The organism is Silanimonas sp., assembly GCF_044377035.1.
Classification (GTDB): Bacteria; Pseudomonadota; Gammaproteobacteria; order Xanthomonadales; family Xanthomonadaceae; genus Silanimonas.
Genome location: NZ_JBILJW010000007.1, coordinates 71,856 through 85,189, shown reverse-complemented (window position 1 = coordinate 85,189; position 13,334 = coordinate 71,856). Strand labels below are relative to the sequence as shown.

The window sequence follows — 13,334 nt, the reverse complement described above, 5'->3', positions numbered from 1 at the left end:
GAGACGCGCCATGAACCCCGCCCTTTGGATCGCCAAGACCGGCCTCGACGCGCAGCAGACGCGCATGTCGGTGGTGGCCAACAATCTGGCCAACGTCAACACGACGGGCTTCAAGCGCGACCGCGCCAGTTTCGAAGACCTGCTCTACCAGCAGGTGCGCGCGCCGGGTGGTGCGAGCTCCCAGCAGACCAACCTGCCCTCGGGCCTCCAGCTCGGTACCGGCGTCCGCGTGGTCAGCACGGCCAAGAGCCACATCCAGGGCAACCTGCTGCAGACCGGCAATGCGCTCGACGTCGCCATCAACGGCCGCGGCTTCTTCCAGGTGCTATTGCCCGACGGCACCGAGGCCTACACCCGCGACGGCAGCTTCCAGATCAACGCTCAGGGCGAGCTGGTCACGAACTCCGGCTACACGATCCAGCCGGGCATCCAGATCCCGGAAGGCGCCCAGGCCATCTCGATCGGCAGCGACGGCACGGTGACGGTGCAGATCGCCGGCCAGGCGGCACCGCAGGAAGTCGGCCAGATCACCCTCACCGACTTCGTGAACCCCTCCGGCCTGTTCGCCAAGGGCGAGAACCTCTTCCTCGAAAGCGGCGCTTCCGGCCCTGCGCAGGCCGGCACGCCGGGCCAGGCCGGCATCGGCCTGCTGGCGCAGGGTTCGCTGGAGAGCTCGAACGTCAACACGGTGGAAGAGCTGGTGGCGATGATCGAGACGCAGCGCGCCTACGAGATCAACGCCAAGGCCATCAGCACCACCGACCAGATGCTGGCCTACCTCAACAACAACGTCTGAGCCCCGCCATGAAGCGCGCCCTCGTCCTCGCCCTCGTCCTCCTGATGCTCACCGCCTGCGGCCACGGCGCGATGATCCGCGGCGACGTCCAGCCGCTGGCGCCGATGGCGGTGATGCAGGTGCCGGTACAGGCCACGGCCGTGCCGAGCGCCGGCGCCATCTACCGCGAAGGCCCCGGCCTGCGGCTCTACACCGACCGCAAGGCGCGCGAGGTGGGCGACATCGTCACGATCAACCTGTCGGAACGCACCCAGGCCAGCACGCGCGCCAACACGGCGATCACCAAGGAATCGACCAACAGCATGTCGGGCACGGTGTTCGGCGCCCCGGTGACGGTGGGTGGCCAGGACGTCCTCGACAACTCGCTGTCCAACACCCGCGACTTCGCCGGCGATGGCAACTCGACGCAGAGCAACCAGATCACCGGCACGCTCACCGCGCAGGTGGTGCAGAAGCTGCCGAACGGCAACCTCGTCATCCAGGGCAGCAAGGAGCTCACGCTGAACCAGGGCAACGAGCTGATCCAGGTGCAGGGCATCATCCGCACTGCCGACATCGGCCCCGACAACACGATCGCGAGCACCCGCGTGGCGGATGCCCGCATCGTCTACGGCGGCCGCGGGCCGATCGCGCGCAGCAACGCGATGGGCTGGCTGGACCGCTTCTTCAACGGCGCGTGGTTCCCGAACTGAGCCGCCGCGCCGTCGTCGCGCTCCCGCTCAATCGCCGACGAATCGCGTGCCGATGTTGATCGTGGCGAACTGCACGAGCTGGACGTTGCCGCGCAGGCCGGCCCGGATCGTGATCGGCTTGCGGAAGATCTGCGTGGCCTGAGCCTCGGTCAGCCCCAGTGATTGGGTGAGGAAGTTCCGCGAGACCAGCCCCCCGATGCAGGCCCGCGTGAACGTATAGAAGCGGTTCTGTGACTGGCCCGGATCGAGCGGCTGCGATTCGTTCACCGCCGTGAGCGAGCTTTCGAAACCCCCGGCGAAGGGCAGCCCGGTCTGCGGGTTGATCAGGGTGGGGTCGGCCAGCACGTCGCTCTCGATGCGGTAGTACGGCCGGATCGAAATCCGCGCATTGCCGGTCGCGGCCGTGGTGTTCTGCCAGAACACGCTGGCGATCGGCGTCTGCCAGTGGCAGAGCAGGCTCTTCGCGCTCCGGCCGGGCAGGGTGATCTTGTCGAGGTCGGGGCGGTCGAAGCTGGTGATCGCCGGTGCCGGATTCAGCACGATGCAGTTCGTGCGCGGCGGGTCGGTCGGGCTGGCGGGGCTGCAGTCGGTGTCGAGTTCGACGAAGCCGGAGACGAGGCCCAGCCACTTCACGGGCTGGGCGAAGCTGGCGGCATCGCCGACGTCCTCGTCGGTCAGTTCGGCGGCGGAGGCGAGCGGGGCGAACAAGGCGGCCGCGAGGGCGGCCAGGGCGAACGGGGTGCGGATCATCGCGGTTCTCCATGAGGCGGGGGAGGGGGTGGAGCCCGCGAATCCTGCGCCGGGATTTCGGCCCGGCCTGTAGGAAAACGCCGCATCCAAGGGTGGGCGGACGCCGCCGGGGCGGTCTGGCCCGGGAATTGCAAGTTCCCGCCCGAGCGGTCGATACCGCTGGAGACTTCCGATGCTGCCCAACGCCGCCCGATCCCGTTCCCTCCACACCAGCCTGCTGGCGCTGCTGGCGCTGCTGGCTGCCTTGGCCACCGCCCCGGCCAGCGCCGTCGAGCGCATCAAGGACCTCGCCCAGATCGAGGGCGTGCGTGGCAATCCCCTGATCGGCTATGGCCTCGTGGTCGGCCTGGACGGCACCGGCGACCGCACCAGCCAGTCGCCCTTCACCACCCAGAGCCTCAAGAACCTGCTCGACGAGCTCGGCGTGACGGTGCCGCCGGGGATCAATCCGCAGGTGAAGAACGTGGCGGCGGTCGCCATCCATGCCGAGCTGCCGCCCTTCGCGCGCCCGGGGCAGGTCATCGACGTCACCGTGTCCTCGATTTCCAATGCCGTCAGCCTGCGCGGCGGCGCCCTGCTGATGGCGCCGCTGAAGGGCGCCGATGGCCAGGTCTACGCCATCGCCCAGGGCAACCTCGTGGTCGGTGGCTTTGGCGCCGAAGGTAGCGACGGCTCGCGCGTTTCCGTGAACATCCCCAGCTCCGGCCGCATCCCGAACGGCGCCATCGTCGAGCGTGCGATCCCGGATGCGCTGGCGCAGAGCGGCGCCGGTGGCACGCTGATGCTCAACCTGCACCAGCCCGATTTCACCACCGCCAGCCGGATGGTCGACGCCCTGACCAAGGCCTTCGGCGAGGCGGCCGCCACGGCGCTCGACGCTGGCACCGTGCAGGTGCAGACGCCCACCGACGCCGGCGCGCGCGTGGCCTTCCTCGCCCGCGTCGAGAACCTGACGCTCGACCCCGGCCAGATCGCCGCCAAGGTGGTCGTCAACGCCCGCACCGGCACCGTCGTGATCGGCAGCAACGTGCAGGTGATGCCGGCCGCCGTCGCGCACGGTTCGCTCACGGTCACCATCACCGAAGCCGCCAACGTCAGCCAGCCGGCGCCCTTCAGCCAGGGCGAGACCGTGGTGACGCCGGAATCCACCGTGGAAGCCACCGTCGACGGCTCGCGCATGTTCCTGTTCCGCGGCGGCACGTCGCTCGACCAGATCGTGCGCGCCGTGAACGAAGTAGGGGCCGCGCCGGGCGACGTGATCGCCATCCTCGAAGCCCTGAAACAGGCTGGCGCGCTGCGCGCCGAGCTGGAAATCATCTGAGCCACGGCCATGCGCGTCGACGCCCGTCCCCTGCCGCTTTCGCCGCCGCCGGCCAACGACGCCGCGCAGATCGACAAGGTCGCGCGGCAGATGGAAGGCCTGTTCGCGCAGATGATGATCAAGCAGATGCGCGAGACGGCGCTCGGCGACACGATGTTCCCCGGCGCCGCCGGCCAGTTCCGCGAGCTTTACGACGAACAGATCGCGAAGTCGCTAACCGAAGGCAAAGGCCTCGGGCTCTCCACGATGATTGCCCGGCAGCTCACGCGCCAGGCCGGCGGGGGGGCGGAAGACGCCGTCCAGGCCCTGCCGCTCTCGATGCCGAAAGCCGGCAGCGCGCCGATGCTGCCGCTCGACACCTATACCCGCCCGCTGGCGGCGAAGCCGGTGCTGCGCGAGGCCGGAGCGGCGCCCCTGCCGCTGTCTCCGCCCACGGGCGCGTCGACGCCGGCGCTCGCTGCCTCGAATGCCTCGGCCCGACCGAACTGGATCGCTGCCGCCGACGTGCCGCGGATGATGCCGGCCGTGCGCGCCAGCGCCGCAACCGAACCCGCGCCCTCCGCGACGGCAGGCCCGGGCAACGCCCGCGTCGACGCCTTCGTCGCCAAGGTCTGGCCGCACGCGCAGAAGATCGGCCGCGAACTCGGCGTCGACCCGCGCGCCATCGTCGCGCAGACGGCGCTCGAGACCGGCTGGGGCCGCAGCACGATTTCCGCCAACGGCCAAACGGCGAACAACTACTTCGGCATCAAGGCCACCGGCGGCTGGCGCGGCGGCAGCGTGGCCACGGCGACGCAGGAGTTCGCGAATGGCGGCTTCCGCACCGAACGCGCGGCCTTCCGCGCCTACGACGGCGTCGAGCAGAGCTTCAACGACTACGCCGCCCTGCTGAAGCGCAGCCCGCGCTACGCCGGCGCGCTGAATGCGGGGGACGACATCCGCGGTTTCGCCGCGGCCCTGCAACGCGGCGGCTACGCCACCGATCCGGCCTACGCCCGGAAGATCGAAGCCATCGCCACCGGCCCGGCGCTGAACCGCGCGCTGGCCCGCCTCGACATCGACGACGCCACCGGTCCGACCGCCCCGTCGGCCCGCAACCTGATGTTTGCCGCCAGCGGCATGGGAGCCTTCTGATGCCCAGCATCCTCGGCAACGGCACCAGTGCCCTGCTGGCCTTCCAGCGCGCGCTGGCCACCAGCAGCCACAACATCGCCAACGCGACGGTGGACGGCTACACGCGACAGCGCGTCGAGCTGTCCAACCGCCCCGGCGACGGCCTGCGCAACAACTACATCGGTGCCGGCGTGCAGATCGCCAGCATCACGCGCCTCTCCGACACCCTGGTCACCAACCGCCTGCTCGACAGCCAGGGCGAGATCGGCCGCCTCGACCTCGTGAACGGCTTCGCGCTGCGCATCGACCAGCTGTTCACCGACGCCACCACCGGCCTTGCCCAGCCGTTCTCGGCCTTCTTCGACGCCGCGCAGGGCGTGGCCGCCGAGCCGGCCTCGCAGGCCGCCCGCACTGAACTGCTCGGCCGTGCCGAGGCCCTCGTCGCCCGCTTCGACCAGCTGCAGGGTGGGCTCGACCAGATCGACCGCGAGATCAACGCGCGCCTGACCGGCGGCGCCGAGGAAGTGAACCGGCTGGCCAGCGAGATCGCCCGCCTCAACGTCGAGATCGCCCGCAACGGCCCGGCCAACGCCTCGCCCGACCTGCTCGACCAGCGCGACCGCCTCGTGGCCCAGGTGGCGACGCTCACCGGCGTCACCACGCTGCCGCAGGAGGATGGCTCGCTCAACGTCTTCACCACCGGCGGCCAGCCGATCGTGGTCGGCGCCACGGCTTCGCGCTTCGTCACCGTGCAGGACGACTTCCGAAACGACCGCGTGGTGCTCGCACTGGAGACCACGACGGGCACCGTGCGCCTGGGTGCCGGCAGCATCGCCGGCCAGTTGGGCGGCGCGCTGTCCTCGCGTGCCGAACTGGTGGATGCCGGCCGCGCCGAACTGGGCCGCATCGCCGCGACGCTGGCCGAGATCGTCAATGGCCAGAGCGCCGCCGGCCTCGACCTCAACGGCAACGTCGGCACCGACTTCTTCGCCTTGGCTGCGCCGCAGCCGCTGGCCAACCGCAACAACACCGGCACCGCCACGCTCGCCGTCGACATCGCCGATGTCGGCGCGCTGGACGGCGTGCCGCTGGAGTTCCGCTTCGACGGCGCGAACTGGACTGCGCGTCGCGGGGACAATGGCGCGCCGGTCGCGCTGGCCGGCCTCGGGACCGTGGCCAGCCCCTTCGTCGTCAACGGCATCGAGGTGGTGGTTTCCGGTGCGGCCGCGGCCAACGACCGCTTCCTGATCGAACCGACCAGCAACGCCGCGCGCGATATCGCGCTGGCCATCAACGACCCGAACCGCATCGCCGCCGCCAGCCGCATCCGGCCGAGCGCCGACCTGACCAACCTCGGGCAGGGCCGCGTGGTCTCGCTGGCGGTGCTCGACCCGACCAACGCCGCACTCACCACGCCGGCGACGGTCCAGTTCCTGACGCCCACCACGTTCAGTCTCAACGGCGGCCCGGCGCAGGCCTACACGCCGGGCGCCAACATCGATGCGAACGGCTGGCGCCTCGTGCTCGACGGCGTGCCGCGGGCCGGCGACACCTTCCGCGTCGGGGCCAACGTCTCGAACTCCAGCGACAACACGAACATGCGGGCCTGGGCGCAGCTGGATGATTCCCGCGTGCTCGGCGGCGGCGCCAACTCGCTCAACGACGCGATCGTCGCGCAGACCACGCGCATCGGCTCGGCCGCGCGCGAGACCAGCTTCTCGCTCGACAGCCAGAAGGCGATCGACGAGGCGCTGGTGCAGCAGCGCGAGTCCCTGTCCGGCGTGAACCTCGACGAGGAGGCCGCCGACCTGCTGCGCTTCCAGCAGGCCTACCAGGCGGCGGCGCAGGTCATCAGCATTGCGGACACCATCTTCCAGACCTTCCTCTCGGCCGTGCGGCGCTGACGGAGCACAGCCATGACCAACCGCATCTCCAGCAATTCGCTGTTTGAATCCAACGTGGCCCAGTTGCTGCGCCGGCAGGTCGACCTGATCGCCACGCAGAACCAGATCGCCAGCGGCCGACGGGTCAACACCGCGGCCGACGATCCGCTCGCGGCCGGCGCGGCCACCGCCATCGACCGCTCGCTGGCCGAGCTGGAACGCTACGACCTCAACGCCAACGTGCTCGGCAACCGCCTGAACCTGCAGGAAAGCAACCTGACAGAAGCTGGCGAACTGCTGCAGCGCGTGCGCGAACTCACCATCCAGGCCGCGAACGCCCCGCTCTCGGCCAGCGACCGCCAGACCATCGCCCGGGAGATCCGGCAGATCCGCGAGGGCCTGGTCGGCATCGCCAATGGCACCGACGCGGCCGGCCGCTACCTGTTTGGCGGCGCGCAGGACGACCGCCCGCCCTTTGTCGATGCCACCACCGGTGTCACCTACGTGGGCGACCAGGTGCAGCGCCGCATCGAGGTGGCCCCGGCCTTGGCCCTGGCCGACGCCGAACCCGGCAGCGAGGTGTGGATGCGCATCTCCACCGGCGACGGCCGCGTCGCCGTGGCCGCTGCCGCGACGAACACCGGCACCGGCCTGCTCGGTACCTTCGGCGTGGTCGACGCGGCCGCCTGGGCCGCCAATGGCAGCGTCGGCTACCGGGTGGCCTTCACCTCGCCGACGACTTACGAGATCCAGGACGCCGGCGGCGCCCCGCTGCTGCCTCCGCAGACGGGCACCTATGCCCCGGGCGACACGCTGAGCTTCGAGGGCCTGCAGCTGCGCCTCAACGGCGAGCCGGCCACGGGCGACGTCTTCAACATCGACCCCGCCGGCCGCCAGGACATCTTCGGCACCCTCGATGCGCTGGCCGACAGCCTCGAGGCCCCGGCCACCACCGTCACCGAGCGGGTGCGCCAGCAGAACGCGATCTTCGTGGCCCTGGCCAACGTCTCCTCGGCCCAGGACCATTTCGTCGACAAGCGGGCTGCCGGCGGCGCCCGCTTGGCCGGCATCGACGAGGCCAGTGCCCTGCGCGAGGCCACCACGGTCACCCTGAAGACCACGCTCTCCGACCTGCGGGACGTGAACATCGCCGAGGCCGCCAGCCGCCTCGCCCAGCAGAGCACGGCCTTGGACGCCGCCCAGCTCAGCTTCCAGCGCATCGCCAGCCTCTCGCTGTTCAATTATTTGCGCTGATCCACAAAACCCAGTCTCCGGGGCCTAAAGCTCCGGCCGGTAGCGCCGTTACTGCATACAGCAGCGGGAGCACCGGGCCACGGCCCCCCACCGCGGCCCCGGACAGCTCGGCGCTGGACCGGCACACCATCCGACCCGGAGACCAAGTCCATGAGCGTCATCAATACCAACACGATTTCGCTGAACGCCCAGCGCAACCTGCAGTCGAACTCGGCCTCGCTGGCGACGACGATCCAGCGCCTGTCCTCGGGCCTGCGCATCAACAGCGCCCGCGACGACGCGGCCGGCCTGGCGATTTCCGAGCGCTTCACCACCCAGATCCGCGGCCTGAACGTCGCCGTCCGCAACGCCAATGACGGCGTGTCGCTGGCGCAGACGGCGGAAGGTGCCCTCGGCGAAGTCGGCACGAACCTGCAGCGCATCCGCGAGCTGGCCGTGCAGTCGGCGAACGCCACCAACAGCCAGAGCGATCGTGACGCCCTGAACGCCGAAGTGAACCAGCTGGTCGACGAAATCGACCGCGTCGCGAAGCAGTCCGAGTTCAACGGCACCAAGCTGCTCGACGGCTCCTTCCTCGGCCAGCTGTTCCAGGTCGGCGCCAACGCCGGCCAGGCCATCGCCATCGAGAAGACCGCCAATGCGCAGGCTGCTTCCCTGGGCGGCGCGGTGTTCGATTCCGAGGACAACGCGGGCGCCGCCACCGGCACCGCGACGGCTGCCACCACGATCACCGGCATCTCGGTGACCGACAGCCTCGGCAACGCGGTCGCCATCGATGACGTCGAGATCGCCATCGGCGACACCGGCGCCGTCGTCACGGGCAAGATCGTCGCGGCCATCAATGCCAAGATCGGCGAGACCGGCGTGCTGGCTACGGCCGACGGCACCAACATCGACTTCGCCTCGGTGCGCGAGTCGGTCAATGCCAGCGGTGCCTTCACCGGCTTCATCGTCAACACCGGCACGGTGACCAGCACGGCGGCCGGCATCACCTTGGCGTCGGCCCCGGCCCAGAACACCGTCGCGCCGGCCTCGGCCTTCCTCGACGATCTCGACATCTCGTCGGTGCGTGGCGCCGGCCAGGCCCTGGCGATCATCGACAAGGCCCTGACCACGGTGAACGGCGCCCGCGCCGACCTCGGTGCGGTGCAGAACCGCTTCCAGTCGGTGGTGGCCAACCTCAACACCAGCTCCGAGAACCTGACGGCCTCCCGCAGCCGAATCCGCGACGCGGACTACGCGAAGGAAACCGCCGAGCTGACCCGCACGCAGATCCTGCAGCAGGCCGGTACGGCGATGTTGGCCCAGGCCAACCAGATCCCGCAGAACGTCCTCTCGCTGCTGCGGTAATCGATCCGGGCGCCGGCCTCGTGCCGGCGTCCCGATCCGCAATGCCCGAAGGCGGGCCCGAGCCCGGGCCCGCCTTTTCTTTGTCCTGAATTCGCGCGGCGATGCCTCCGGGTGCGCCGAGGGGAGCGGCTGTGTCCGTCATCAACACCAACACGATTTCGCTGAATGCCCAGCGCAACCTGCAGTCGAACTCGGCCTCGCTGGCGACGACGATCCAGCGCCTGTCCTCGGGCCTGCGCATCAACAGCGCCCGCGACGACGCGGCCGGCCTGGCGATTTCCGAGCGCTTCACCACCCAGATCCGCGGCCTGAACGTCGCCGTCCGCAACGCCAACGACGGCGTGTCGCTGGCGCAGACGGCGGAAGGCGCCCTCGGCGAAGTCGGCACGAACCTGCAGCGCATCCGCGAGCTGGCCGTGCAGTCGGCGAACGCCACCAACAGCCAGAGCGACCGTGACGCCCTGAACGCCGAAGTCACGCAGCTGGTCGACGAAATCGACCGCGTGGCCAAGCAGGCCGAGTTCAACGGCACCAAGCTGCTCGACGGTTCCTTCCTCGGCCAGCTGTTCCAGGTCGGCGCCAACGCCGGCCAGGCCATCGCCATCCAGAAGACCGCCGACGTTCGTGTCGAGCAGATCGGCGCGGCCACGTTCGGCTTCATCACCGGCGGCACCTTCGCCTCCGGCACGGCGACGTCGGCCGGCACCATCTCCGGGCTCGGCGTGGTCGGCCCGAACGGCAACACCATCGCCGTCGGTGATGTCGATGTCGCCGTCGGCGATACCGCGGCACAGGTGGTGACGAAGATGGAGGCCGCGTTCAATGCTGCGGTTGCCGACACCGGCGTGCTGGCTCGCGCCAATGGCGTCGCGATGACGCTGGAATCCGTGACCGAGTGGGTCAACAGCAGCGGCGTCGCCGCCGGGATCACCATCAACGGCGGAACCAGCAGCGCCGCCGGCATCACCACGTTCGGTGTGACCGGCGGTGCGGGTAGCAACACCTCGGTCACTCGCCTGAATGGCCTCGATGTGAGCACCATCGTCGGTGCGGGTCGAGCCATCACGATCATCGACAAGGCCCTGACCACGGTGAACGGTGCCCGCGCCGACCTCGGTGCCGTGCAGAACCGCTTCCAGTCGGTGGTGGCCAACCTCAACACCAGCGCGGAGAACCTGACGGCCTCCCGCAGCCGCATCCGCGACGCGGACTACGCCCGCGAGACCGCCGAGTTGACCCGCACGCAGATCCTGCAACAGGCCGGCACCTCGATGCTGGCGCAGGCCAACCAGATCCCGGCCAACGTTTTGGCGCTGCTCCGGTAAGCCGCCCCTTCCAATGATGTTCGGGCACCGGGCCGGGGGGCGACCTCCGGCCCGTTTCCTTTGGCGTGCCCGCGTTCGTGGTGTATGGCACGGGGCTTGCAGCTCTGGGGCAGACCTGTCGGGAAGCCGGCGGTCGGCGGATGCCGTGAGGGGTCCGCGTGTCCTGCCGGGCCTTGGCCCGCAGGGCTCTTCCCATCTCCTCGAGGATCCAACGGACATGAGCATCATCAATACCAACACGATTTCGCTGAATGCCCAGCGGAATCTCCAGGCGAACAGCGCCTCGCTGGCGACGACCATCCAGCGGCTGTCCTCGGGCCTGCGCATCAACAGCGCCCGGGACGACGCCGCCGGCTTGGCCATCTCCGAACGTTTCACCACCCAGATCCGCGGCCTCAACCAGGCCGCCCGCAACGCCAACGACGGCATCTCGCTCGCCCAGGTGGCCGAAGGCGCCCTCGGCGAAGTCGGTTCCAACCTGCAGCGCATCCGCGAGCTGGCCGTGCAGTCGGCGAACGCCACCAACAGCCAGAGCGACCGCGATGCGCTGAATTCCGAAGTTCAGCAGCTCATCGACGAAGTCGACCGCGTGGCCAAACAAGCGGAATTCAACGGCACCAAGCTGCTGGACGGCTCGTTCACGGCGCAGCTGTTCCAGGTCGGTGCCAACGCCGGCCAGGCCATCGCCATCACCGAGACCGCCGACACCCGCGCCGAGGCCCTGGGCGGGGCGGTGTTCGACACCTTCACCGGCGCCGGTGTGGTGACCGGCACGGCGACCGCCGCCGCCACCATCTCGGGCATCACCGTCACCGACAGCCTCGGCACCGCCATCGCCATCGATGACGTCGAGGTGCGCATCGGCGATACCGCGAGCACCGTGGTGGGCCGCATCGCCGCCGCCATCAACGCCCGCATCGGCGAAACCGGCCTCTATGCCGAAGTCGCCGCCAACGGCGTCGACATCACGTTCTCGTCGGTCCGCCAGGCGGTCGATGCGAACGGCGCGTTCGCTGGCTACGCCGTCGCCTACGGTGCCGTCAGCAGCAGCACCGCCGGCATCACCCTCGGCACGGCGCCGGCGGCGAACACGGTGGCACCGGCCAGCAACCCGGCCTACCTCGACACCCTCGACATCTCCACCGTCGTCGGGGCCGGCCGCGCCCTGTCGATCGTCGACCTCTCGCTGACGACGGTGAACGGGGGCCGCGCCGACCTGGGTGCCATCCAGAACCGCTTCAGCTCGGTGATCGCCAACCTGACGACGAACTCCGAGAACCTGACGGCTTCGCGCAGCCGCATCCGCGACGCCGACTACGCCCGCGAAACCGCCGAACTGACCCGCACGCAGATCCTGCAGCAGGCCGGCACGGCGATGCTGGCCCAGGCCAATCAGATCCCGCAGAACGTCCTGACCCTCCTGCGGGGCTGAACCGGCGCGCACTGGCGGCCCTTCCCCCGGCGGCGTAGCTTCAGGCCCCGGGGGCGCGGCCGATATCCAGCAGAGTCGAGGAGTTCGCCATGGGTTCGATTTCCAGTCCCGGCATCGGGTCCGGCATCAACGTCAACCAGCTGGTCTCCCAGCTGGTGGCGGCCGAGCGCGCGCCGCAGGAGCAGCGGATCGCCCGCCGGGAAACCGACGCCCGCGCCGACCTCACCGCGTTCAACCAGATCAAGACCGCGCTCTCCAGCTTGCGCACGGCCGCGAACGCGCTCGATGGCAGCAGCGGTGTCGCCGGCCGCAAGGCCACCATCCAGGCCGACGCCGGATTCACGGCGACGGCCACCAGCGCCGCCGCCCTCGGGCGCTACACCATCGAGGTCGAGTCGCTGGCGACGGCGCAGAAGCGCCAGAGCGGCCCCGTCACCACCAGTGCCGATCTCGGCAGCGGCACCCTGAGCTTCACCGTCGGCACCGAGACCTTCAACGTCACGCTCGGCGCCACCAACACCATCACCCAGCTGCGCGACGCCATCAACACGGCGACCGCCGGTAAGGGCCTTGCGGCGACCGTCGTCAACGGCGACTCCGGCAGCGTGCTGGTGCTCAACGCCGCCAAGGCGGGCACCGCCGGCGCCATCACCATCAACGCCACGGGCAGCATCGCCACGTTCACCAATGGCCTCGCGGTCACCACGACGGCGACGAATGCCGTGGTCAAGGTGGACGGCGTCACCCGGACGGCGGACAGCAACCGCCTGACCGATCTCATCAGTGGCGTCACGATCGACCTGACCAAGGCGCAGGACAACAGCACCTTCACGCTCGACATCGTCGCCGACAACGCGAACGTCCGCACCGCACTCCAGACCTTCGTCGGTTCGTACAACGCCGCCCTGACCCAGCTCCGCAACGCCAGCGCCTACAACGCCGAATCGCGTACCGGCGGGCCGCTGCTCGGCGATGCCGCCGTGCGTGGCCTGCAGCAGCAGCTTCGCGGTGCCATTGGTGACGCCTTCGCCGAGCTCAGCACGCTCGGCATCAAGAGCAGCAAGGACGGCTCGCTCAGCATCGACGTCAGCAAGTTCGACGCCGCACTCGCCGCCAGTCCCTCCGCGGTGGAGCGCCTGTTCGACAAGGAGCGCGTGGGCAGCCTCGGCGCCGTGCTTTCCGCCCGCCTCGAAGGCGCCGTCGCCCCGAACACCGGCCTGCTCGACGCCCGAACCAAGGCGTTGAACGATCGCCTGAAGGGCCTGTTGAGCGACCGCGACCGCCTCGACGTGCGCATCGCCCGCATCGAGGACAACTACCGGCGCCAGTTCACTGCGCTCGACGGTCTCGTTTCGCAGCTGCAAAGCACGTCGTCCTTTCTCACCCAGGAACTCGCGCGCCTTCCCGGCGCTGGTTGA

11 protein-coding genes are annotated in these 13,334 nt (G+C 69.8%); 10 read left to right on the top strand and 1 reads right to left on the bottom strand.

Going from position 1 to position 13,334, the window contains the following annotated elements:
- Positions 1-10 precede the first annotated feature (10 nt).
- The gene (flgG, locus tag ACIQ6S_RS05535; RefSeq protein ID WP_297865535.1) at positions 11-796 is read left to right on the top strand and encodes a flagellar basal-body rod protein FlgG; all 786 of its coding nucleotides are present in this window, start codon (positions 11-13) and stop codon (positions 794-796) included.
- An 8-nt stretch (positions 797-804) separates the two neighbouring features.
- Positions 805-1,488 (top strand): flagellar basal body L-ring protein FlgH, encoded by a 684-nt coding sequence (gene flgH, locus ACIQ6S_RS05530; RefSeq protein WP_397607485.1) that lies wholly within the window; start codon positions 805-807, stop codon positions 1,486-1,488.
- Positions 1,489-1,515: 27 nt separating this feature from the next.
- On the opposite strand, the gene ACIQ6S_RS05525 is transcribed toward flgH, so the two are convergent.
- Entirely contained in the window at positions 1,516-2,238 is a 723-nt protein-coding gene (locus ACIQ6S_RS05525) for a hypothetical protein (protein WP_397607484.1), read from the bottom strand.
- A gap of 172 nt (positions 2,239-2,410) precedes the next feature.
- Between ACIQ6S_RS05525 and ACIQ6S_RS05520 the strand changes: the two genes are divergently transcribed.
- The 8 genes from ACIQ6S_RS05520 to fliD all read left to right on the top strand — a co-directional run bounded on the left by ACIQ6S_RS05520 (position 2,411) and on the right by fliD (position 13,334).
- Complete coding sequence (locus ACIQ6S_RS05520) at positions 2,411-3,559, top strand: flagellar basal body P-ring protein FlgI (protein ID WP_397607483.1); 1,149 nt, start codon at positions 2,411-2,413, stop codon at positions 3,557-3,559.
- 9 nt (positions 3,560-3,568) lie between these two features.
- Positions 3,569-4,693, top strand: coding sequence for a flagellar assembly peptidoglycan hydrolase FlgJ (flgJ, locus tag ACIQ6S_RS05515; protein ID WP_397607482.1), 1,125 nt, complete (start codon positions 3,569-3,571; stop codon positions 4,691-4,693).
- On the top strand, positions 4,693-6,576 hold the full coding sequence (flgK, locus tag ACIQ6S_RS05510; protein ID WP_397607481.1) for a flagellar hook-associated protein FlgK: 1,884 nt from the start codon (positions 4,693-4,695) through the stop codon (positions 6,574-6,576). The genes flgJ and flgK overlap by 1 nt, the downstream gene beginning before the upstream one ends.
- Before the next feature lie 12 nt (positions 6,577-6,588).
- Positions 6,589-7,809 (top strand): flagellar hook-associated protein FlgL, encoded by a 1,221-nt coding sequence (flgL, locus tag ACIQ6S_RS05505; protein WP_397607480.1) that lies wholly within the window; start codon positions 6,589-6,591, stop codon positions 7,807-7,809.
- A gap of 150 nt (positions 7,810-7,959) precedes the next feature.
- Complete coding sequence (locus tag ACIQ6S_RS05500) at positions 7,960-9,159, top strand: flagellin (RefSeq protein ID WP_397607479.1); 1,200 nt, start codon at positions 7,960-7,962, stop codon at positions 9,157-9,159.
- A 101-nt stretch (positions 9,160-9,260) separates the two neighbouring features.
- Positions 9,261-10,484, top strand: coding sequence for a flagellin (locus ACIQ6S_RS05495; RefSeq protein WP_397607478.1), 1,224 nt, complete (start codon positions 9,261-9,263; stop codon positions 10,482-10,484).
- Positions 10,485-10,701: 217 nt separating this feature from the next.
- Positions 10,702-11,916 carry a flagellin gene (locus ACIQ6S_RS05490; protein ID WP_397607477.1) on the top strand — a complete coding sequence of 405 codons (1,215 nt, stop codon included), beginning with the start codon at positions 10,702-10,704 and terminating at the stop codon, positions 11,914-11,916.
- Between the two features lie 89 nt (positions 11,917-12,005).
- Entirely contained in the window at positions 12,006-13,334 is a 1,329-nt protein-coding gene (gene fliD / locus ACIQ6S_RS05485; RefSeq protein ID WP_397607476.1) for a flagellar filament capping protein FliD, read from the top strand.